We start from the raw sequence: 23065 nt of genomic DNA, 5'->3' as shown, positions 1-23065 counted from the left end.
CTAAGTGGCGAGGTAGCTAAGACAGCTTAGGCGGCTTTCCAAAAAATATAGTCAGCCTGATAGCGGACGTTCTGTTTTACACCCGCTTTGCCGGCATCACAAACGGTTGCCGGTGCGACACCGCCGGCTGTGGCGACGCGCTGGATATAGGTCACACCGCTCATCGCACCGCCACCGCTAGCCGGATTGGCTTTTACCAGTTGATGAGGAATGTTGCCTGCTCCGGCAGGCGCAACCGCGACCTGGGCACCGGTTACCTTGGAACCGTCGGCGTTCTCCCAAGTGGCGGGCGGACCATAGTACTTGCCGACTTTCATGCCGCTGCGGTCATTAAGCGCGGCGTCGGGGCCAATGAAAGTCCACTCGAACTGGTCGGCGACGTCTTTCTTGACGCGACATTCGTAAGTAATTTCACCGACACCAACCGTTTGCATGGCGACGCGATGCCCTGCCGGTACTTTCACACTATCGGGCAAACTATCCTGAGAATACGTTGACGCCATGGAAGTGCATGCTGCCAGCAGCGTTAGCGACAGCACGATGGATAAAGGGGTGACACGTGCAACGAAAGACGGGGCATGAGATTTCATGGAAGGCTCCTGAGAAATTGTAGTGGTATCAGCTTGATGCGCTGATACTGGTACTACACGCCAGAGATCGGTTTGGATGCACCTCGGAATATATATTTTTCTACGCGCATAAAAATACCAAAAAGACATCGCCGATAACACGCCAGGATCGCATTAGGCAGCGCAACTGCATTAACCAATACCAAAGTTGCTTAGACCGTCATGGCAGCACGAAATTTTGCAGCTCTTTCGTGCCCGATTGCCGGCGAAAGTATGGAAAAAGCAAAAGCAACAAGTTTTTGCGCTGCTTGCCTGCCGCATACGGCTACCGTAATATCGTTGTCGGCGGCCAGATTGCACCATATACCATCACACTCACTATGCCCCCTACACCACTGACCGGCCCCGAACTCGGCCAAGCACTTGAACAAGCCGAAGCCACACATTTGAGCCTGCAAGTCGCAGCCTACACAAGGCTAAGCGGACGCAGCGAATCCCGTGTCATCGCTATGTCCGGTGGAGTTGCTGCTATCACAGAGGCGGCCTTCGGGCGCAAATTGAATCACGTCACGGGGCTCGGCATGGGCGTACCGGTGTTCTCTGATGAACTGGCGGAACTGGAAAAAATCTATGCCGCTCTTGGCCTGGATACACAAGTGGATATCTGTCCACATGCACACGGCAGCGCTCTGGCGGTCCTGGCAGAGCGCGATTATCGCGTCAATGCCTTCAGCAACACTTACGCACGTTATCTGCCTCCGGAAGAGGTGTTTGCCGCGCCACGCGACGGCATAGAGATTATTACCGACCGGGCTATCGTCGAGCCGATATTTGTTGAGCAATCAGTGGCCGGATTTTCGGTGCAGGCGGTGAGCCGCCCTGTCATTTTGCTTGAAACGCTGGCGCGGATAGCGCTGCAACGCAGCGATACCCTGCTGTTTGCAGCACGCTGTGACGGCAGCCTCGCAGGTACTGCAGGAATGAGCCTGATCGAGACTGGCGCCGGCCTGGTGGCGCATCTGTATATCGCCAGCACCTTGCCGGCGCAGCGCGGCAGAGGGATACAGCTTGCGCTGCTGAATGCGCGGCTGGCAGCGGCACGCAGCGCGGGCTGCGTGCTTGCCTGCGTCACCGCGAGGCCAGCGAACACTAGCGCGCGCAATACCGAGCGCGCCGGTTTTGGCCTTGCCTATACCAAATCGACCTTTGTCCGCCGGTGTGATGCGTGATCGCTCGGTGCTTGCCGGCTCTCTAGCCTAGCGAGCGCTCAGGAAGCATTGACCTCGACCGCAATGCCGTCAGCTTGTACGGTAATCGTGCCCGGCTCGAACAGTTTGCCATTCAGACGCAACTGCTCGGGCTTAAAGGTGTAAATCGGATAATCCTTCAACACCCGCTGCGCCACGATGGCTCCGATCTCATTGAGCTGCTGCGCATATGGCGCCGCAAGTTCGCCGAAATCGATTGAGTCCACGGTCGGATTGTCCAGGCGGATGGCGCGCGCCTGGCTATCGTATTTCAAGCCGCTGCTCAACTTGATGGTGCCGTTCAGCGGCACCAGCGGCAACTGGCTCTGCACACTGACATTGACGGTCGTCACCACACGATTCTCGGTTGGGTTGAGCGCCAGGCGCGGATGCCTGAGGTCCACGGTGAACACCTCGGCGTAACGCAGCCGCGCCGGAAATTTGCTTTCTATCGCCGTCTGTAGCTGTTGCTGCGACAGCGTATATTCATTAGACCAGACGTTATAGCCGCCCCAGGCGGTCGTGGCGACAGCCATCGCGGCCACCGCCAGCAGCCTGGCCATCCATTTGCGTCGTTTCATATGCATTGCTTCCTATCACTTTCGCAATCATCAAACACATCCACTTATACCTCATTTCGACCGCTCGCCTTTGGCTGCACGCACAGCAACGCCGGAAACGTTCTAAGATCGGTGTGCATTCATGCTGCATCGGGACCGGCCATCAATCATTGCAAATAAATCAACCTCGCCGCAACCCGGCCCAGACACAGCGTATTCCACCCCAGTCAAGGAAAGAAACCGACACCATGGAAACCAAGCCAGTCAAAATCCCAGGACCAGACCACCCAATCACGATCACAAAAAATCCCGCGCGGGTCATCGTGTCCCTGGCAGGGACCGTGATCGCCGATACTCGCGAAGCACTGACGCTGCAGGAAGCCTCTTATCCGGCCGTGCAGTACATTCCGCGCAAGGACGTCGACATGTCATTGTTGCAGCGGACTGAACATAGCACCCACTGCCCCTACAAGGGCGACTGCGCCTATTTCAGCATCCCTCTCGGCGGTAGTCGTTCGGTGAATGCGGTGTGGAGTTATGAGACGCCGCATGCGGCAGTTGCAGCCATCAAGGATCATGTAGCGTTCTACCCAGACCGGGTCGACGCCATCGAGCTGCGCCCAGTGGAATAGTTTTTTCGATCGACGCCAGCATGGCAGCCCTAGGCAAACAAGATCGACGCGGCTTTATCCAGGTATTACAATAGCCGCCACCTCAACCTGTCCGCCCGCCATGCTGACTCCTGCGTCCATCCTCATCACCACCTTGCTGCTCAGCCTGGCGATGGTATTGGTGCTGGGATCGCTGCTCCGCGCGCAAATGCCGGGAGTGCGCGAATGGTTTACCGCCAACCTGGCCGTGATCGGCGGACTGCTGTTGCTCGGGCTACGCGGCGTGGCTCCGGATTTCATTTCGATTATTGCCGCCAATATCGTGCTTGCATTATCGGCGGCCTGTTACTACGCAGGTTGCGCGCGCTTTCTCGGGCAGCCGCCGCACTGGCCGCGACTGGCTGTCGGCATCGGTTTGCTGACACTGGCGCTGACGATCTGGCTTTATTTCGACGACAGCATTCCCTTGCGCGTGCTGGCAACCACCACATACACCGCGATTGTCTGCGTCGCCGTGGCCATCCTGCTCCTGCGCCATCGTCCATCGACACGGCGCCGCTACAACTATTGGTTCGGTGCCGCCCTGGCGTTGATTTTCGCTCTTTGCCAGGCGGCGCGCGCGATTCACTTCACCGTGCTGGCGCAACCGTCCGACCCGTTGATGTTCCATAGCACGTGGAACATGGCGTTGCTGATCATCGGCGCCGTGATCATGCCAACCATGACCATGGCGGCAGTCATGATGATCCACGACGCCATGCTGTCTGCCGCCGAGGACGCCGCCAATCACGACCACATGACCGGTGCTCTTTCGCGCAAACGCCTGGAAACCCTGGCGCGCGAACAGATCGCCAGCGCCGGCAAAGCCGGCCGGCCGCTGTCACTGCTCATCATCGATCTCGATCATTTCAAACACATCAACGACAACCATGGCCATGCCGGCGGCGACACCGTGTTGCGTGAATTCGTACGCATGACGCGCGCCGGTTTGCGCGACAGCGATGCGCTGGGCCGGATGGGCGGCGAAGAGTTTGCTGTGCTACTGCCCGACACCGACACCGCAGGCGCCCTTAGGATTGCCGAACGCCTGCGCGAACAAGCAAAAATGCAGCTGGTTATCGGCGCATTTGGCGAATGCCACTACAGCATCAGCGCCGGCGTCGCCACCTGGCGAACCGGCGAAACCTTCGACCGCCTGAGCATGCGTGCCGACCGCGCGCTCTACGCGGCCAAGAGCGCCGGCCGTAACCGGGTGCTGCCGGACGATGCGCAGGCGGTCGACCAGGCGATGCCGGCGACGGTTTGATCTTGTTGCCGACACCGCCTGCACAACGGCAAAAGCGGGAGCAGCGACTGTCAGGCAGTATACTGTTGGCCTTTTACAGCAATGGGCCAGCCCGAAGGAATCCAACATGAACACGTTACCAGCCTGCCCGCAATGCAGCTCCGAATTCACTTACGAGGATGGCGGCCTGTATATTTGCCCGGAGTGCGCTCACGAATGGCCGCAGCAAGCCGCTGACTCCGCAGCAGAAGGCGCCAAGGTATATCGCGACGCCGTCGGCAATATCCTGCAGGATGGCGATACCGTGACCGTAATCAAGGACCTCAAGCTGAAGGGTTCCGGCGGCGTGGTCAAGGTCGGCACCAAGGTCAAGAACATCCGCCTGGTCGACAGCGATCACGACATCGATTGCAAGATCGACGGCTTCGGCGCCATGAGCCTGAAATCGGAATTCGTCAAGAAAGTCTGAGTTTGCCGCGCCTCGGCTGAAACCGAGGCCATGCAAAATGCATTTGATAAAAATCTGCAGCCGGGCCAGAATGCGCTGAATCCAACCAAATTCGCCCAATCCGACACCTATGCCCAGGCACAACCCAGCACTGCACCGTGTCCACAAAGCGCCGATGACACCGGCGCGCCTGCGGCTCCTGATCTTAGGCGCCATAGTGCTACTGGCTGCACTCGGCTGGGCCCTGGTGATCGTGCTCAAACCGGCGATCCAGCGCACCATCGTCATCACCACCGGCGCCGATAACGGCATCTACCGCGGCTTTGCCGACCGCTACGCACCACTGCTCAAGCACGAAGGCATTACCCTCGATATTCGCAGCTCTTCCGGTTCGAACGAAAACTACCAACGACTGAATAATCCGGATAGCGAATACGAAGTCGGTTTTATCCAATCCGGCACCACCAATCCATCGGACACCGATCACCTGCAAACTATCGCCGCCGTCTCGTACGAACCGATCTGGGTGTTCTATCGCGGCGACACCGACATCAACCGGCTGGCCCAGTTGCGCGGCAAGCGGATTGCCATCGGCGTCCCCGGCAGCGGCCTGTTGACCGTCTCGCGCGTATTGCTGACGCATAGCGGCATCAATAGCGACAACACCACCTTGCTGGAAATGGACGCGACCAAAGCCTACCAAGGCCTGGAAAGCGGTCAATTGGATGCCGCGTTCTTCATCGGCCGTCCCGATGCGCCGATGCAGCAAACCCTGCTCAACAGCGACCTGAAACTGATGAGCTTCGCCCAGGCCGACGCCCTGGTACAGAAATTCCCATCACTGTCCAAAATCACCTTCCCGCGCGCCTCAACCAGCATCGTCAAGGATCTGCCGCAAACCGACGTCACCCTGCTGGCCGCGACCGCCCTGCTGGTGTCGAAGGATACGCTGCACCCGGCCCTGGCCTACCTGTTGCTGGAAGCGGCCAACAGCGTACACGGCAGCGAAGACTACTTCACGCCGCACGGTACTTTTCCCAACCTGAATAGCGCCGAATTCCCGATTTCCGATGAAAGCGTACGCTATTTCAAATCAGGCCGGCCTTTCCTGCAGCGCTACCTGCCGTTCTGGCTGGCCAGCTTCATCGAAAGGCGGCTGCTGATCCTGCTGCCTTTCATGGCCTTGTTGCTGGGACTATTGCAGGCGCTGCCGCGCATGGTGGAAGCGCGCATGAAAAATCGGCTGGTGGTCTGGTATCGCGAGATCAAATCGCTGGAAGATGAAATCTGGGAGAACCGCCAGCCGAGCGCTGCGCAGGTTGCCCAATGGCGCGATGAAATAGAAGAGATCGATGCCCACGCCAGCCAGATCCGCATCCCGCAACGCTATTTCCAGGATGTCTACGCGCTGAAGCAGGCGATTCGGGTGGTGCGAGACCGGATTTCCCAGGCTGCCGAGAAGGTACGCAACTAGCCCCGGGGTTCATTCCGGTTCTTCAAAAATAAAAGACCGCCGTCAAAGATCAACTACGGCTCACGGCCGCTCAACGATACGCAAATCCGGCCCGCCGATGGCGCAACTTGACGGCGCCGTCACCGCACTGCCGCGATTGCGCAGCATGACCAGTTCGGCCAGTACCGATACCGCAATTTCCGCCGGTGAGCGGCTCATGATCGCCAGGCCGATCGGTGCGTGCAGACGCTCGATCTGGGCCGGGCTCAGGTCCAGCTGCAACAGCCGTTCCTTGCGCGCCTCGCTGCTTGCCATCGATCCGATCGCGCCAACATAAAAAGCATCCGTCTTCAGCGCTTCCATCAAGGCCATGTCGTCGACCTTGGGGTCGTGGCTGAGGGTGACGATCACGGTACGGCGATCCGGTTTGAAGGCCAGCACTGCGTCGTCCGGCATGCCGTCCAGCCAGGTGACATCGTCAGCGTGCCAGTTGCGGCGCTGCTCTTCGCGCGGATCGTTCAGGTAGACCGAAAAATCCAACGCCGGCGCCATCTGTGCCAGATATTCGGAAACCTGACCAGCACCGATGATCAGCAGGCGCCAGCGCGGACCGAATACCTGCAGCAGTTCTTCCTCGTCAAAGCGCAAGGCAAAATCGGCGTCAGTTGCTTCGATGCTGGCGTGGCCGCTGCGCAGGTTCAAACGGCGCTGCACCAGGCGATGACTGGTTACGGCATCGAGCAAAGGCGTCAATGCAACGGCATCGTGCAGTGGCTCGATCACCAGCTCCAATGTGCCGCCGCAAGGCAGGCCAAAGCGTTGCATCTGCTCGGCGCTGATACCGTAACGCACCACCTCAATTCGCTCCGGGAATGCTGTGGCAAAGCGCTGCATCAAGTCATCCTCGATACAGCCGCCCGAGACCGAACCGGTAAACGCACCGTCATCGGTAATCGCAAACAGCGACCCGAGAGGACGCGGCGCAGAACCCCAGTTGCGCACTACAGTGACCAGAGCCACCCGCTTCCCTTGTTGCAGCCAGCCGGCGGCGCTTTTTAATACTTGATAATCGACTGCGTCCATAGCTTGCCTGATTCTTTTTTGATTCTGCCAGTGTAATGAAAAACAGGATCGACCGCTTGCACGGCCGATCCTGTGGCGGTGACGTCCGTCGGCGGTTAGTGCGCCGTCGTCAGCCGCAATGCCTTGATCTGCTCCGGCGTAATGCTGGCCGGCTGGCCGCCCCAAGTCGCGCGCAGGAAGTTGGACAACTGTGCCAACTCCTTGTCGCTCAATTGTCCGGCAAAGCCGGGCATATCCTGAAGGCTTTCGGTGCCGGGGAATTTTTGTGCTTCGATCCCGTCCAGCATCGCCACGATCAGGTTATGCGGATCGGCGTTGCGCACCGTCGAATTGCCCTTCATCGCTACCGCCACATGTGGCTTGCCGTCGCCCTGGAAACCGTGGCAACCGGCGCATACCGCCGTGTACAGGCGCTTTCCTGCATCCAGTTCGGTGGCATCGGCTGTGATGGTCTTGACGGGTTCCGGTGGCAATGGCTTGTCGCCCAGCAGGTAGGTGCTGAGCGCCGCCAGATCGTCCTTGCTCAAGTACTGCGTGCTCAGATGCACCACCGGAAACATCTCGCCATAGGCCGAGCCTTGCGGCGCAATGCCGGTGGCGAAGAAGGTCTGCAGATCGGCGGCATTCCAGCCCACTGCCGCCAAACCGGCCGGCGTGATATTCGGCGCAGCGACACGTCCGAGTGCAGCGCCGCCCAGCGGCTTGGACAAGTCAAGCTGACCGAACGCGCCACGCGGCGTATGACACTCGGCGCAGTGACCAAGCGCGTTGCTCAGATACTGACCGCGCTGCCAGCTGGCGGACTGGCCAACCGAGGCATCACTCAGCGAATTCTTCAGGAACGGCACATTCCAGAACATCATGCCGAAGCGCATGTTGTACGGGAATTTCAGATCGGCTTCCTTGCTTGGCACGGCGACCGGTTTCTGCTGCATCAGGTAGGCATAGATGGCGTCGCTGTCGGCACGCGTCATCGAACGGTACGAGGTGTACGGCATCGCCGGATACAAATGCCGATCCGGCGTGACGCCGTCATGCAGGGCCTTGTAGAACTGGTCGGCGCTCCATTTGCCGATGCCGTGTTCCTTGTCCGGCGTGATGTTGGAACCGTAGAATTTGCCGAACGGCGAAGCCAGTTCGACACCGCCGGCGAATGCCGCGCCGGTAGCCGTGGTATGGCAGGCGGCGCAATCGGCGGCTTTGGTCAGGTAGCGGCCCAGTGCCAATTGGTCAGCGCTGCCCGGCTTGACTGTGCTCTGGGTTGCGCTCGGGCTGGAGCCGCTATCGCAGGCGGCCAGCAATGCCGCCGCCAGCAGCGGAGCCGTCAGCACGCGCAATGTCTGGCGAAGATATCGGACTTTGCTCATCACTTGGCATCCTTTACCAGGCCAGGCGTGGACAGCACCACTTCCTTGACCGCTTCGAAGTAGCGCACGTAGCCGGTGCAACGGCAGATGTGGTCATTGAGGCCGTCGGTAATGGCCTGATCGACATCGGCTTTGGCGACCGGCTGGCGTTTCAATTTTTCCACCAGTACGGTAGCGGCATTGACGAAGCCCGGAGTGCAATAGCCGCACTGGAAACTGTAGTGCTCCAGGAATTTCTGCTGGATCGGCGACAGCGCCACTACTTCGCCCTGCTCATTGCGCTGGGCGTGGCCTTCCACGGTGCGAACTTTCTTGCCTTCGAAAAAATGCGCGCCGGTGATGCAGGAACGCACTTCTTCGCTCGTGCCGTCCGGTTTATCGAGAATCACCACGCAGGCGCGGCAAATACCCTGGCCGCAACCCAGGCGCGAGCCGGTCAGGTCCAGGTATTCGTGCAGGAAATCGATCATCATGATGCCTTCCGGCACAGGCACCGGGCCGACCGGCTTGCCGTTGATATGCATGGTGATAGGGTGGATAGTCATGCTCATGCCAGAGCCTCCTGAATATTTTGTTGAGTGACCGGCAAGTCGGTGAAACGATGGCCGATGGCGTGGGCGATACCATTGACGATAGCGCCGACCACCGGAATCATCACCACTTCGGCGATGCCCTTGGGCGGATCGGTTTCGGTCAATGGCGGCAGCACTTCGCCGGTCTGGGTCCAGACCGCGACATCCTTGGCGCGCGGCAGTTGATAGCGATTGAAGTTCCAGCTACCGTTGCCCGGCCCGTCTTCGTAAAGCGGCAGGTATTCATGCAAGGCGTGGCCGATACCCATCGCCAGGCCGCCCTGCAGCTGGCCGGAGACCAGTTGCGGCGAGATCTGGTTGCCGCATTCCATGATCGAATGATGGCTCAGCAGTTCAACCTTGCCGCTGGCTTCGTGCACCGCCAGTTCGACCAGCGTGCCGACCGCACTGTAATAAGTGACTGCAGCATTGTTGCGCTGGGTCGGCGGAATAAATACCTTCTTGCGATTGAGTACGTCGTAGCCGCCAGCCGTCTTCATTGTGACCTTGTGATCCTTGGCTGCACCGTCGCCATAGCGTACCGACAATCCATCGAGCGGAATGCGGACAACGTTACCCAGAATATCGAACTCGGCTTCGGTCCATTGCCAGCGATTGAAGACGTGCACCGTCGCCCCGGTCACCAGCCCCAGCTCATGCGCTTTCTTGACCAGTTGCTCGTATGGCAGTGCTTCCAGTCCGGCGGCCGACAGCTTGCCGTCGACCCAGCGCGCATCCTCGACCCGCACCACCAGCGGCGCCGCCTGGCCGCCACCGATACCCTGGCTCCAGATCGACATCGCCGCCGGCCACAGGCCGTGCATGAACACCACACGCGCAGCTTCACGCGTGCTGTGGGTGAAATAGAAAGCCGAATTGGTAGCGCTGGACGGCGACGAATAACCGGGTGACCAGCGTGGATTGGCCGCCAGCTTGTCCTGCTCGGCCTGGCTCATGATGTAAGGATCGCCACTGGTGATCACCGGCAAATCGCTCCAGTCAGTGACTGAAGTGCGCACTTCATGGGCCGGCTTGCCGAGCCACTTGGCGCAGGCGATCGCTTGCGAGGTCGACATGCCGGTACCGATTTCGGCGGCGCTATGCGACAAGTGAATTTGGCCGTCTGCACTGATCTCGACCTTGGCGAACGAGGTCTCGGCGCCGGTGCCGAAATCCTTCTGCACGCAGGCAAAGCCGACGCCGTAGCGATAACCAGGATGGCCGGCTTCATACTCGGACTTTTTCTTCGCGCGGTTGATCCACAACGGATGGACCTTGGCCTTTTGCAGCACTTCGTCGACCCGGATTGCGCCCGCGGGAATCGCACCCTGGGTGTTTTTCATTCCCGAGCGCAGTGCATTCTTCAAGCGGAAATCGATAGCGTCGAGGCCAAGTTTTTGCGCCATCTCATCAATCATCATTTCGGTCGCCGCCATGCTCTGCAAGGTGCCGTAACCGCGTGCCGAACCGGCATCGATCGCACGCGTTGCGATGGCAACAGCAGCCAGGTCGTTCTTCGGGAAATAGTAAATCGATTGCGCAGCGGTGGCGCCCACCATCGCTACCGATGGCGAGAAGTTGGCTCGGCCGCCGCCGTTGGCTTCGAATTCGCCCTGGAACGATTGCAGCAAGCCACTCTTGCGATCAACCGCGATGCGGTAATGCATCTTGAATGCGTGGCGCTTGATCGCGGTCTGGAACTGTTCGTAGCGATCATTGGCGAGGCGCACCGGACCGTCGGCATAAAGCGAGGTCAGCAAGCCGTAGAACGGGAAATTGTAGTGATCCTTGGAGCCGTAGCCGACTGTATAGCAAGGATGCAGGAACAGTGTCTTGAGCGGGAATTTGCCTTTCTTCAGCATCTCGACGGTGCTGTCGACTACCTCGCCCGGCGACTGGGTTGGCACCACCATGTGCAAGGCCTGGTTGGTGCTGTCGTACCAGCAATTGGCGTTGTCTGGCTCCAGTGCTGCGGTATCCACCGACTGCGTGTTGTAGTCGCGCTCCATCACCAGCCAGTCGGCCGGCGGATGGTCGAGTTGCTCCTTGATCTGCCCGGCGTAATACATGCCCTGCTCACCCAGCTTGCCGTGATCCTTGCCATCCGGCCAGACCGGCTGGTGCTTGCGCATCATGCTCGGGAACAGCGGCGCATTCTTCAGGCTGGAAAATACATCGTCGTCGTACGGCGTGGCGCCGCCGATGCGCACAAAACGGAAGGTCCCCCATGGATCGCGCTCCAGCGGCCCGGTCACCGGACCATACTGGATCACTTCATCCTTGAATTGCAACTTGTCCTTGGCAAAGCGGAAACGAGCGAAATCGTTATAGATCAGGATCGCCACTGCATGTCCGAGGTAAGCCGGAGTCTTCCCCGCCGGCAGCAGCATGTCGTCGCCGTAGAACGCCGGGAACGCCAGGCCGTCGCGCGCCAGGTCTTCTGCAGTCACCACGCGGTCCGGCTTCAGTTCATCGCCCAGCAGGCTGAGATCGAATCCGAGATAATTGCGGTCGGCCTTGGTGGCGCGCAGGATGAATGCGTGCGCCTGTTTATTTGGCCAGTGCGGCATGTCGCGGGCGCGCACGTCGCGCGCGAACACCTTGGAGCCGGTGACTTTGGCAATCCCATCGATACGGAACTTGACCTGACCGTTGCTGCTGTCCCACTGGATGGGCGTCAGGATTTTTTCTTCAAACAAGGCGGCAAAAGCTTTGCCGCCCATCGGCGCCACGTAGACCGAGACTCCGGCAACGACGCTGGCCTTCAAAAAACTGCGACGCGAAAGGTCGAGTTTCGTCATTTATTTCTCCTCAAAAACCACCGAGCATCGCAACCGCCAGTCAGCGGCGATCGTTACAGACGCTCATCGGATCCAGCAACAGCCCCTGCCGGGCAGTTGTCTGGGGGTCGGCATTGTAAAACATTAGAGAACGGGCAACATAAACACAATGACATGATGAGAATATGTAATTGCCGATATCTGCAACCGGATTCGATGCCTATTACAGAAAAATAATGACGTTATTGCAATTTAATTTGTATGAACGATTTCTTTATTAGTGTGTTTGACAACGACACTTTTATTATTTATCAACAAATTCAAATCTGCCGCAGGCAAGCCGGTTCACGGAACCTGCCTTGTAGAATTCGCGCACGCAATCGGCGTGTTCCATGCGATGCCATCAAAGGCGTTCGGTTTCACCGCTTTTCGGTTGCCACTTCATCAGGCGTTTCTCGATCAGCCCGACCACCGTATCGAGCACTAAAGCAAACCCGGTCAGTACCAGGATACCCGCAAACACGGTGTTGATATCGAACGCTCCCTCAGCCTGCAGGATCAGGTAGCCGACGCCACGCGCCGAGCCCAGGTATTCGCCGACGATGACGCCAACGAATGCCAGCCCGACCGAAGTGTGCAGGCTGGAAAACACCCAGGAAGTCGCCGACGGCAGATATACCGTACGCAGCAGCTGCCGTTGATTAGCGCCCAGCATGCGGGCATTGGCTAGCACCACCGGACTGACTTCACGTACGCCCTGGTAGACATTGAAGAACACGATGAAAAACACCAGCGTCACCGCCAGCGCCACCTTGGACCAGATGCCGAGGCCGAACCACATCGCAAAAATCGGCGCCAGGATCACGCGCGGCATCGCGTTCGAGGCCTTGATGTAGGGATCGAGAATGGCCGATGTCAATGGTGACAAGGCCAGCCACAAGCCGACGCCCAAACCGAGAACGGTACCGATGCCGAACGCCAGCATGGTTTCAGTCAGGGTCACCAGCAGGTGCGAATAAATCTCGGCCGGGAATGTCAGCGTGAACCAGGTATGGTCGCCAAAACCAATTTCCAGCGTGCCGCTGCCGACGGTGAACCATTGCCAGATTCGTTGCAATACTTTGATCGGCTCGCCGAAGAAAAATGCGGTCTGCGGATTGCGCGTCGCCACATGCCAGATGGCGAAAAACAGCAGCAGCACCAAGGCCTGGTAGACGCGCAGATTTTTATAATTTGGCTTGATGGCTTTCCACATGATGCTGTCTATCCCTTATTTTTTCTGGTTGCTGCTAAGCGACTTTCTTTTGCTGCTGATAGCCTTTCAATACTTCATCGCGCAATACGCTCCAGATCTGCTGATGCAGTTCGACAAAGCGCGGCTCATTGCGGATTTCGGCGACATCGCGCGGACGCGGCAGATCGATCACGAACTCGCCGATCGGATGGGTACCTGGACCGGCCGACAGCACCACCACGCGATCCGACATGGCAATCGCCTCGTCCAGGTCATGGGTGATGAACAGCACGGCCTTGCGCTTGGCGCTCCACAAATCGAGTACTTCGTTTTCCATCAATTGCCGGGTCTGGATATCCAGCGCCGAGAATGGTTCATCCATCAGGATGATATCGGGGTCCAGGATCAGCGTCTGCGCCAGTGCGACACGCTTGCGCATGCCGCCCGACAGCTGATGCGGATAGCGGTCGCCAAAACCTTGCAGGCCGACTCGCGCCAGCCACTCCTCACCCAATTGGCGCGCTTGTGCTTCATCGGTTTCCCGATACTGCAGGCCGGCAATCACATTTTGCAACGCGCTGCGCCATGGCATCAACGCCTCAGCCTGGAACATGTAGCCGGCACGACGGTTGATGCCGAGCAGCGGTTCGCCAAACACCTTGACGCTGCCGGTGGACGGCTGTAGCAAGCCGGCGCCGACATTGAGCAAGGTCGATTTACCGCAACCGGTCGGGCCGACTACGGAAACGAATTCGCCGGGCGCAATCGACAAGGTGGTGTCGGCCACCGCGGTATAACGCTGGGAGCGATCATCCTTGGAGACGAAGGTGCAACTGATATTGTCGAAAAAGAGAGCTGGAGTCATGGGCACGAGGATGATCTGATTACGGCTTGCTGCAGTCTGCCGGCAAGCGCATTGGGTCATGCATCGGTCACCCCGCGACGATGCATGCACCAGTGCGACAAGCAGTTATTTGTATTTGGCGTTGGCTTTTTTCACAAACTCATTGGTATAAGTTTGCGACAGGTCGATGTTCTTCGAGGCCAGTTCGGGATCGAACGCCTCCAAGGTGCGTAACGCCACTTGCGGCCCTGCTTCAGGGATGTAACCGTCCGGCGAGATCGCCTCACGCACCTTCATGAAAGCGTCAACATACAAGGCACGGTCTCCCAACAGATAACTTTCCGGAACCGCCTTGACGATATCGGAAGGGCCAGCCTTTTGCAGCCACTTGAGGGCGCGCACCATGGCGTTGGTCAGGGCCTGCGCGGTATTCGGATACTTCTTGATGAAATCGGCCGACGCATACAAGGTCGCAGCTGGCATCGGACCGCCGAAGACGGCATTGGTATCCTTCAGCGTGCGGGTGTCGGAAATGACGCGGATTTCATTATCCTGCTGCATCATGGTGATGACTGGATCGAGATTGACAATCACGTCGATCTGACCGGAGCGCAGCGCCGACAAGGCACCGGCCGAGGCGCCGACGCCGATGTATGACACATCCGTTGGCTTCAACCCGCCCTTGGCCAAGACGAAATTGGACATCATGCTGGTCGATGAACCCGGTGCCGTGACACCGATCTTCTTGCCCTTCAGATCGGCAATCGACTTGTAGTTGGGCATGGTCTTGTTGGACACGCCCATGACGATTTGCGGCGCCCGTCCCTGCAGCACGAATGCCACGATATGCTGGTTCTTGGCCTGCATGCTGATGGTGTGTTCGAAGGCGCCCGAAACCACGTCGGCGCTTCCGCCGATCAAAGCCTGCAAGGCCTTGGCGCCGCCGGCAAAATCGGAAATCTGGACATCCAGTCCTTCATCCTTGAAGTAACCGAGCTGCTCGGCAATCGTCAACGGCAGATAATAGAACAGGTTCTTGCCGCCGACCGCGATCGACACCTTGGTCTTTTCCGGGGTCTGGGCAAACAGCTTGCCATTGAAAGTGAAATACCCCGCCAGGAACAGGCAAAGGGCGATGCCGAACTGCTTCCAGTTGAACTTCATTTCTGTTGTCTCCTCAAGTATCAATCGATATTCCAAGGTTGTTGTGGCGCTGTCTGTGACACCGCTCTGTCATTTTTATGCTGCCATCTTGCGTGGCTTTAAACACTCTAATTATTGTCGAGTTATATGATACTACCGCTGTTACAAAATTAAAGATTGCTGGCGCGACTATATTTTTTTGTTCATATTGCGACCAGGCGTTGGAAAAAGCCAGGCGCTAAGTGGCCCGGCGATCCAGCATGGCGCGGGCGATGGTGCCGGCATCGACGTATTCCAGCTCGCCGCCCACCGGCACGCCGCGCGCCAGACGGCTCACCTGCAGGCCACGGGCTTTCATGGTTTCGCTGATGTAGTGGGCAGTCGCCTCGCCTTCGTTGGTGAAATTGGTGGCCAGCACCACTTCAGTCACCACGCCATCGGTGGCGCGGCCGACCAGCTTTTCCAGCTGAATGTCTTTGGGCCCGATACCGTCCAATGGCGACAAGCGTCCCATCAACACGAAATACAGCCCCTTGAAGGTCAAGGTCTGTTCGATCATCAATTGGTCGGTTGGGGTTTCGACCACGCATAGCAAGGTCGGGTCGCGATCAGGATCGAGACAGGTTTCACACACCTCGTTCTCGGTAAAGGTATTGCACAGCGCGCAGTGACGGATCTGCTCGACCGCCTGCGTCAACGCGCGCCCCAGCAACGCCGCGCCATCGCGGTCATGCTGCAGCAAGTGATACGCCATGCGCTGCGCCGATTTGGGACCGACCCCAGGCAGATGACGCAAGGCTTCAGTAAGCAATGTAAGGCTGGAGGGGGTTTTCACATCGGACCTTGCGTTCAAAAAACCGATTCGTAATGCAGCACCGTTGGGAACGGATCGTAGAAATGGTGCAGCAGGCTGCGCCATTCCTGGTATTGCGGCGATTGCCGGAAGCCGACGGTATGGTGTTCCAGCGTCTGCCATCTGACCAGCAGGATGTAGCGGTTCGGATGTTCGGTGCAACGCTGCAGCTCATGCGACAGGTAGCCCTCCATCGACGCGATGATCGTCTGCGCCTTCGCAAAGGCCGCCTCGAACATCGCCTCTTTCCCCGCAATCACATCCAGCGGCGCGACTTCCAGAATCATTCTTGCTTCCGTAGTGGAATCAGAACGGCATCTTGAAACCGGCTGGCATGCCGGCGGTCAAGCCCGACATTTTTTCTGCAGATAACGCCTCTGCCTTGCGTACTGCATCGTTGAAGGCAGCAGCGACCAAGTCTTCCAGCATGTCCTTGTCGTCGGCCAGCAGCGAAGCATCGATCGCCACGCGCTTGACGGCGTTCTTGCAAGTCATCACGACTTTCACCAGGCCCGCGCCCGACTCGCCTTCGACTTCGATCAAGGCCAGTTGGTCTTGCATCTTCTTCATGTTGTCTTGCATTGCCTGGGCTTGTTTCATCAGCCCTGCCAGTTGGCCCTTCATCATGGTGCTTCTCCTAAGTAAAATCATTGCGGGACAGGATTTAAGAGCCACCGTAGCGTGGTGAGTTCCACTTCCCGTGCAGCGCTGCCCCGACTGATCAAATAAAAAAACGTTTAAATTGCAAAGAAAATAACAGGGGTGAGATTCAACCTCAAAAATTCAACCTCAAAAACTCCCTCACCCCAACGGCCGGATCGATCCCGGCACAATCGATGCGCCAAACTCTCGCACCATGCTCTGGATGAACGGATCGCTCTGCGCGGTCTGCTCCGCCAGGCGCTGGCGTTCAGCCTGGGCCGCCATCGCCTGCGCATGGGCAGTATGGTGCACCGTACCCAGTTCGGTTTCAACCTTCACTGTCTTGCCGAAATGCTCGCTGAGCGCTGCCGCCAATTTCTCGACGCTGCCGGCTGCCGAGCGCAATGTCGCGAACGGAATCCGCAAATTGAACTGCACGGCGGCGCCGCTACTGTCGCAATTGGCCAGTTCGCTTTGCAGCGCCAGTTGCTGAGCCACGCCGCGCACCGACAAATTGGCTGCCAACAACGGCCAGTTGCCATCCCAATTCAGGCTGGGAACGGGCTGCAGGACCAAGGGCGGCAGTGGTTCCGGCGCAGCCACAGGCTGCTGCGGCACCGGTTCGGCACGCACCGGCTGGCGCGCGGGATGGGCCGTAGCACCACCTGACGCGCGCGCCGGCGGCATCGATTGCGAATACGTTTCAGTTTTTTTTTCAGCCACCGAACTGGAAAAATCGGTATCCGGCAAATCCATCGGCAGCGGAATCTCTTCTTCCCAAGGCGGCACGGAAGAATTTTGCGGCACCTGCGGCACGTATTCGGCTACGGCTGGTTTGACAGCAACCGGCGCCGGACGAGTCACCGCTGCGGGAGCGGCAGCAGGTGCTGGCGACGGTGTAGCCGCAGCTGGCTGCGCCGGCCGCGCTGTACCGACCTTGCGCGAAGACGCGGCACGCGCCGCTTCCAACGCCGCTCGGGCCGGACTCATGCCACTGGTATCGGGACGCGCTATCGGCGCGCTGACGCTGGCAGTCGGCGGCGCGCTACTCAAGCGAGCCGCAGCAGGTGCAGCGGATGCCACTTGCACCGCCTGTGCCGTCTGTGCTGGACGCGATACCGGCGCAGCAGCAGGTGCAGCAACAGCCTGAGGGCGCGGCCGGGCCGGCGGTGCAGCCGACACGGTGCTGCCATCGGCCTGCGGACGGAACGCCAACATGCGCAACAAAGTCATCGAGAAACCGGCGTATTCATCCGGCGCCAATCCCAACTCGTTGCGGCCGTGTACTGCGATCTGGTAAAACAATTGCACTTCTTCGGCGTCGAACAATCCAGCCAAGCGAATGATTTCTTCGCGCTCAGGCAAATCGTCGGCCAACGCTGCCGGCACACTCTGCGCCAGCGCGATCCGATGCAGCAAAGTGCCGAGATCCTGCAACGCAGCGCTGTAGGACAGGCTGCGTGTCGCCATGTCATCGGCCACTGCCAGCAAACCTGCGCCATCCTTGGCCGCCAACGCATCAAGCACGCGGATCAGATAGGACTGGTCGAGCGCACCCAGCATGCCCTGCACTGCTTCCAGCGTGACCTTGCCGGCGGCATATGCAATCGCCTGGTCGGTCAACGACAAGGCATCGCGCATCGAGCCGTGTGCGCCCTGCGCCAGCAACCGCAAGGCCGGCGTTTCGAATTCAATTTTTTCTTGCCCGAGGATATTGTCCAGGTGGCTGATGATGTGGCCCGGCGGCATCTGCTTGAGGTTGAACTGCAGGCAGCGCGACAGCACGGTGACCGGAATTTTTTGCGGATCGGTGGTGGCCAGGATGAACTTGACGTGTTCAGGCGGCTCTTCCAGCGTTTTCAGCATCGAGTTGAATGCATGATTGGTCAGCATGTGCACTTCGTCGATCATGTAGACCTTGAAGCGCGCATTCGACGGTGCGTACACGGCCTGCTCCAGCAGTTGCGCCATTTCATCGACGCCGCGGTTGGACGCCGCATCCATCTCGATATAGTCGACGAAGCGACCGGCATCGATCGCCACGCAGGCTTCGCACACGCCGCAGGGTTCAGCAGTAATGCCGCCATTGCCGTCGACGCCGATGCAATTCAGCGATTTCGCCAGGATCCGCGACAAGGTCGTCTTGCCAACGCCGCGGGTGCCGGTGAACAGATAGGCATGATGCAGACGCTGTTGCTCCAACGCATGCGTCAGGGCCCGTACGACGTGTTCCTGGCCGACCAGCGTATCGAAGCTTCTGGGGCGATATTTACGGGCGAGAACTTGGTAGGACATATGGTAGCGAAGGGAGCGAGTATGCGCTGTTGGTTGTGAAATGCTTATTAATAAGAACTACCAGCATTTTACCTGACAGACGAGGGCAGCATGCTTTTTTAAACTCACCCGGCCCCGCCATTTTTCTACCAAAAAGGACTGCAAGCTGCTGGGCGACATGGTCGGACTGAGGAAACGCTCGGTCCGGCGCCGCTCCGGGGGTACGGAAACTATGACAAGATAAGGAATCAAACGCTCACTCAGCTGATAAAAATACCAGGAGATCAATCATGCCAGGGGAAATCCCAGAAATGAACAATCAGGTTGCTGAACTGTACGGCAACAACCTGTTCCTAGACGATCCGGTGCTGCAGGCGGGCGTGAAGCGCCTGCAAGGACAATGGCGCGCCGCCGACCTGGCCCACTACGGCGCCGAACTTGGCAGCCAGGAAACCTGGCAACTGGCCGAACTGGCAAACCGCCACCAACCAGAACTGGCCACTTTCGATCGCCTCGGCAACCGCATCGACGTCGTTGAATTTCACCCGTCCTGGCACGCCTTGCTGGGCTTGCTGCGCCGTGAAGGCCTGCATGCCCTGCCCTGGATCAAGCCGCAAAGCGGCAGCCATGTAGCGCGCGCCGCTGGCTATTTCCTGCATGCCCAGGTCGAGGCAGGCTCGCTCTGTCCGACCACCATGACCTTCGCTTCGATCCCGGTCCTGCAACAGGAACCGGCGCTGTTTGCAGCGTTACAAGGAAAATTATTATCGTGCCAACATGATCCGCGCGATCTGCCGCTGGAACACAAGACTTCGATCCTGATCGGCATGGGCATGACGGAAAAGCAAGGCGGCTCCGATGTGCGCAGCAACACCACCACGGCCACACCGTTGGAAGGCGGTGGCGGTCGCGGCGCCGGCTACCTGCTGAATGGCCATAAATGGTTTTTCTCGGCGCCGATGTGCGATGCCCACATGGTGCTGGCCCGCACCGAGATGGGCCTGAGTTGCTTCTTCGTGCCACGCTGGCAGCCGGACGGCAGCAAGAATCCGATCCAGATCCAGCGCCTCAAGGACAAGCTCGGCAATCGCTCCAATTCCAGCAGCGAGGTTGAGTTCAAGGATGCTTTCGGCATCATGGTCGGCGATGAGGGCCGAGGCATCCCGACCATCATCGAAATGGCTAACCACACCCGCCTCGATTGCGTCATCGGCGCCGCTGGCCTGATGCGCCAGGCGCTGGTGCAGGCGCTGCACCATGCACGCCACCGCAGCGCTTTCGGCCGCCTGCTGGCGGAGCAACCGCTGATGCAGAACGTATTGTCCGACCTGGCGCTGGAAAGCGAAGCCGCAACGCTGCTGATGCTACAACTGGCGAGCGCATTCGAACATCCGCAAGATCCGCTGCAACGCGCCTGGCGCCGCATCGTCACACCGGCAGCCAAGTTCTGGATCTGCAAACGGGCGCTGGAATTCACCGGCGAATGCATGGAAGTCTGGGGCGGCAACGGTTATGTCGAAACCGGCCCGATGGCGCGCTTCTACCGGGAGGCGCCGGTCAATTCGATCTGGGAGGGTTCAGGCAATGTAATGTGCCTGGACGTGCTGCGCGCGATTGAACGTGAGCCGGCCGGCTTTGGCCTGCTGCTGGAACAACTGGCCGAAGTAGCCAGCGGCCACGCCGGCCTGCGCGCCATGCTGGATGAGTTGCTCAAGGATCTGGCGACGCCGCCGGAACAACGCGAAATGCTGGCGCGCCGCTTTGTACAACGACTGGTGCTGACCGTCCAAAGCGCCCTGATGCTGCAGCACGCACCGACTGCAATCGCCGACGCGTTCATCGCCAGCCGCAATGAAGCAGCCGGCGGCCGCGTCTACGGTACGTTGGCGGCTGCGCATCTGCAACGGCAGATTTTGCAGCGCGCCTGGCCGCAGTAATCATCGTCCGGCCTGATGAGATCGGGCCGGACGCGAATTGCTCGCTATTGCGGCTTGCCGATCTGCTGATCCAGGAATTTGGCGACACGCGTCCAGAAGTCGACGTTATTCTTCTCCAGCCGCCAGCCGTGGCCCTCTTCCGGATATTCGATCCACTCGACATTCGGATTGCCCGCCTTGACTGCATCGCGGAATTTCGTGCCATGCACAATCGGCACCCGCACATCGGAGCCGCCGTAAGCCAGCAACAAAGGCTGCTTGATGCGCGCCGCATTCTCTAACGGAGAAGTCGCCTTCAATTGCGCAGCGTCCTTTTCCTGATCGCCAACCAGTACCGGCATGCCGAATCGCAGGTATTCGTTCGACATGTCACTCCAGCTAACGTCGTACATCAAGTTGATGTCAGTCACCCCGGCCCATTCGAATCCGCAGCGATACAGCGACGGATCGTTGACCAGCCCCATCAGCGTGGCGTAACCGCCGTAGCTGGCGCCGGCGATGCAAATCCGCTTTGGATCGGCGATGCCCTGTGAGATCGCCCATTTGGCGCCATCGGCAACATCGTCCTGCATCTTCAGTCCCCACTGTTTCCAGCCGGCGCGGAAATGCTGCCAGCCAAAACCGGTGCTACCCCGATATTCCGGCTCCAGCACCGCGTAGCCGCGCGATGCCAGGAACTGCACTTCACGATTCCAGCGCCAGGCGCCGTCGCGCACGTAAGGACCGCCATGCACCAGCACCACCAACGGCAGATTGTTCTTGCCGGCGCCTTTCGGCATGGTCAGGTAGGCCGGAATTTCCAGGCCATCCCTCGCCTTGTAGCGCACCATGTCCTTGGGCGACATTTGCTGCGGATCGATCTGCGGCATCGAATTGCCAAGCATTGTCAGTTTTTTTGTTGCGCTGTCGAAGAGGAAGTAAACCGTCGGCTGGACATCGGAAAACGATTGCACCAGGACATAGGAAGTCTCGGGACGATAAGCGACGCTGATCTGGTTGACCGTTGACGGCAGCAAGTCATTGACCGATTTTTGCATCGCCTGCATTGCCGGATCCAGCCATTTGGTATCGTCAGCGTCCGTTTCGAAACGCACACCCAGTATCTTTTTATCGTTATTGACAATCGAACCCGAAAAATCGTAATCCTTGAGTGAGATCAACGGCTCAGGATCGATGCTGTTTTTGCTCAAGTCATAGCGATAGAGCGACACCTTGTCATGACCGTGCCGGGCTCGCACATACAGGGAACCATCTGGGCCAAAGAAATACGGCGCGAAGCCATCACCGGTATAAGAGTTGAACTCGGCCAGCTTGCGCCAGGCGTTCTTCTCTGGATCACGATAAAACACCGACTCCATTTCGCCATCTATCGTCGTGGCGATGCGTGGCTCCCCTTGCTGATCGATGAGCCAGGAGATCGTCAAGCCAGGGCGATCAATAATCGTTGAATGACCGGTTTTGGTATTCAGGCGCAATAAATTGGTCGGCTTCACCGAACGGTTCTTGACCGCGCCCCACGTCACATCAAACTGATAGACATAGATATCGTCGGAATCGTGAATCGTGGAGAAGAACGAAGTATTCCAGGGCAAGGCGCCGCGCACGCTGCTACTGGATCCCTGCAGGAAAGCAACCGTGCGATCAGCCAGCTGACGAAATTCCGTGCCATCCCGATTGATCGCATACAAGCCCGCCCCTTGCGTCTGGTTGCCGACACCGACTTTCCTGTCACCGGCATCGAACACCAGCCTGTCGTTATTCACCCAGTGGAACTGCCGGATATCGGCATCATCGAAACTGGCAATCACTTTTGGCACACGATCGACGACATCCATCACTCCCAGCCGCACATAGCCATCCTTGGCCGGCACCAGCATTGCGACGTAGCGCGCATTCGGGGACAGCTGGGCACTGGTCAGGGTCGGGTAGTCGAAAAAACTTTGAACGCTTGGCGGTTTGGCTGGCGCTGGCGCTGGAGCTGGGGCCGGGGCTTGCGCCGTGGCGATTCCGCACATCGCAGAAAAAGACAGTATCAGTACAACTGGAAAAAGCCGGATTCTTTGCAAAGTACGAAAAGGCATTGCATGTTCCTTTAGGCTAGCCGTTAGTTATCAAACAACAAGATCGTTATAGACAATCTGTCCGTACAGAAAGTTAGCCAGT

General features: G+C 58.7%; 20 protein-coding genes. 6 read left to right on the top strand and 14 right to left on the bottom strand.

Annotation, left to right across the window (positions count from 1 at the left end):
- Positions 1-26: 26 nt before the first annotated feature.
- Entirely contained in the window at positions 27-590 is a 564-nt protein-coding gene (locus tag ACIPF8_RS21000; protein ID WP_400424864.1) for a DUF3455 domain-containing protein, read from the bottom strand.
- Between the two features lie 359 nt (positions 591-949).
- On the opposite strand from ACIPF8_RS21000, the gene ACIPF8_RS20995 reads away from it, so the two are divergent.
- Positions 950-1798 (top strand): GNAT family N-acetyltransferase, encoded by an 849-nt coding sequence (locus ACIPF8_RS20995; protein WP_400424862.1) that lies wholly within the window; start codon positions 950-952, stop codon positions 1796-1798.
- Positions 1799-1836: 38 nt separating this feature from the next.
- On the opposite strand, the gene ACIPF8_RS20990 is transcribed toward ACIPF8_RS20995, so the two are convergent.
- Complete coding sequence (locus ACIPF8_RS20990; RefSeq protein WP_400424859.1) at positions 1837-2397, bottom strand: DUF1439 domain-containing protein; 561 nt, start codon at positions 2395-2397, stop codon at positions 1837-1839.
- Between the two features lie 227 nt (positions 2398-2624).
- Between ACIPF8_RS20990 and ACIPF8_RS20985 the strand changes: the two genes are divergently transcribed.
- The 4 genes from ACIPF8_RS20985 (at position 2625) to ACIPF8_RS20970 (ending at position 6194) form a co-directional block, all read left to right on the top strand.
- Positions 2625-3008 carry a DUF427 domain-containing protein gene (locus ACIPF8_RS20985; RefSeq protein ID WP_400424856.1) on the top strand — a complete coding sequence of 128 codons (384 nt, stop codon included), beginning with the start codon at positions 2625-2627 and terminating at the stop codon, positions 3006-3008.
- A 100-nt stretch (positions 3009-3108) separates the two neighbouring features.
- Positions 3109-4293, top strand: coding sequence for a diguanylate cyclase (locus tag ACIPF8_RS20980; protein ID WP_400424853.1), 1185 nt, complete (start codon positions 3109-3111; stop codon positions 4291-4293).
- Between the two features lie 106 nt (positions 4294-4399).
- Positions 4400-4741 (top strand): zinc ribbon domain-containing protein YjdM, encoded by a 342-nt coding sequence (locus ACIPF8_RS20975; protein ID WP_400424851.1) that lies wholly within the window; start codon positions 4400-4402, stop codon positions 4739-4741.
- A gap of 154 nt (positions 4742-4895) precedes the next feature.
- Positions 4896-6194 (top strand): TAXI family TRAP transporter solute-binding subunit, encoded by a 1299-nt coding sequence (locus tag ACIPF8_RS20970; RefSeq protein WP_400424931.1) that lies wholly within the window; start codon positions 4896-4898, stop codon positions 6192-6194.
- Between the two features lie 60 nt (positions 6195-6254).
- Here ACIPF8_RS20970 and ACIPF8_RS20965 read toward each other — a convergent pair whose 3' ends face one another.
- The 11 genes from ACIPF8_RS20965 to ACIPF8_RS20915 all read right to left on the bottom strand — a co-directional run bounded on the left by ACIPF8_RS20965 (position 6255) and on the right by ACIPF8_RS20915 (position 18986).
- Entirely contained in the window at positions 6255-7256 is a 1002-nt protein-coding gene (locus tag ACIPF8_RS20965) for an XdhC family protein (protein WP_400424848.1), read from the bottom strand.
- Between the two features lie 95 nt (positions 7257-7351).
- A complete protein-coding gene (locus ACIPF8_RS20960; protein WP_400424845.1) occupies positions 7352-8623 on the bottom strand; it encodes a c-type cytochrome in 1272 nt (423 codons plus the stop codon).
- Positions 8623-9174, bottom strand: coding sequence for a (2Fe-2S)-binding protein (locus ACIPF8_RS20955; protein ID WP_061532934.1), 552 nt, complete (start codon positions 9172-9174; stop codon positions 8623-8625). The genes ACIPF8_RS20960 and ACIPF8_RS20955 overlap by 1 nt, the downstream gene beginning before the upstream one ends.
- On the bottom strand, positions 9171-11996 hold the full coding sequence (locus ACIPF8_RS20950; RefSeq protein WP_400424842.1) for a xanthine dehydrogenase family protein molybdopterin-binding subunit: 2826 nt from the start codon (positions 11994-11996) through the stop codon (positions 9171-9173). Before ACIPF8_RS20950 ends, ACIPF8_RS20955 begins: the two co-directional genes overlap by 4 nt.
- Before the next feature lie 382 nt (positions 11997-12378).
- Positions 12379-13230: an ABC transporter permease gene (locus ACIPF8_RS20945; protein WP_400424839.1), complete on the bottom strand. Its 852-nt coding sequence runs from the start codon at positions 13228-13230 to the stop codon at positions 12379-12381.
- A gap of 34 nt (positions 13231-13264) precedes the next feature.
- A complete protein-coding gene (locus tag ACIPF8_RS20940; RefSeq protein WP_400424836.1) occupies positions 13265-14074 on the bottom strand; it encodes an ABC transporter ATP-binding protein in 810 nt (269 codons plus the stop codon).
- Positions 14075-14179: 105 nt separating this feature from the next.
- Positions 14180-15217, bottom strand: a complete 1038-nt coding sequence (locus ACIPF8_RS20935; protein WP_400424833.1) for an ABC transporter substrate-binding protein — start codon at positions 15215-15217, stop codon at positions 14180-14182.
- A gap of 217 nt (positions 15218-15434) precedes the next feature.
- Positions 15435-16031 carry a recombination mediator RecR gene (gene recR / locus ACIPF8_RS20930; protein ID WP_400424830.1) on the bottom strand — a complete coding sequence of 199 codons (597 nt, stop codon included), beginning with the start codon at positions 16029-16031 and terminating at the stop codon, positions 15435-15437.
- Positions 16032-16045: 14 nt separating this feature from the next.
- Positions 16046-16336: an antibiotic biosynthesis monooxygenase family protein gene (locus ACIPF8_RS20925; protein WP_400424827.1), complete on the bottom strand. Its 291-nt coding sequence runs from the start codon at positions 16334-16336 to the stop codon at positions 16046-16048.
- 19 nt (positions 16337-16355) lie between these two features.
- A complete protein-coding gene (locus ACIPF8_RS20920) occupies positions 16356-16676 on the bottom strand; it encodes a YbaB/EbfC family nucleoid-associated protein (RefSeq protein WP_400424824.1) in 321 nt (106 codons plus the stop codon).
- Positions 16677-16850: 174 nt separating this feature from the next.
- Positions 16851-18986: a DNA polymerase III subunit gamma/tau gene (locus ACIPF8_RS20915; protein WP_400424821.1), complete on the bottom strand. Its 2136-nt coding sequence runs from the start codon at positions 18984-18986 to the stop codon at positions 16851-16853.
- Between the two features lie 269 nt (positions 18987-19255).
- Here ACIPF8_RS20915 and ACIPF8_RS20910 point away from each other — a divergent pair, with 269 nt between their 5' ends.
- Positions 19256-20902, top strand: coding sequence for an isovaleryl-CoA dehydrogenase (locus tag ACIPF8_RS20910; protein WP_400424818.1), 1647 nt, complete (start codon positions 19256-19258; stop codon positions 20900-20902).
- Between the two features lie 44 nt (positions 20903-20946).
- Here ACIPF8_RS20910 and ACIPF8_RS20905 read toward each other — a convergent pair whose 3' ends face one another.
- The gene (locus ACIPF8_RS20905; protein ID WP_400424816.1) at positions 20947-22983 is read right to left on the bottom strand and encodes an alpha/beta hydrolase family protein; all 2037 of its coding nucleotides are present in this window, start codon (positions 22981-22983) and stop codon (positions 20947-20949) included.
- Positions 22984-23065: the final 82 nt, after the last annotated feature.

This window comes from Collimonas sp. NPDC087041 (genome assembly GCF_044745265.1).
Taxonomy (GTDB): Bacteria; Pseudomonadota; Gammaproteobacteria; order Burkholderiales; family Burkholderiaceae_D; genus Collimonas.
This window is presented reverse-complemented; position numbering and strand designations above follow the sequence as displayed.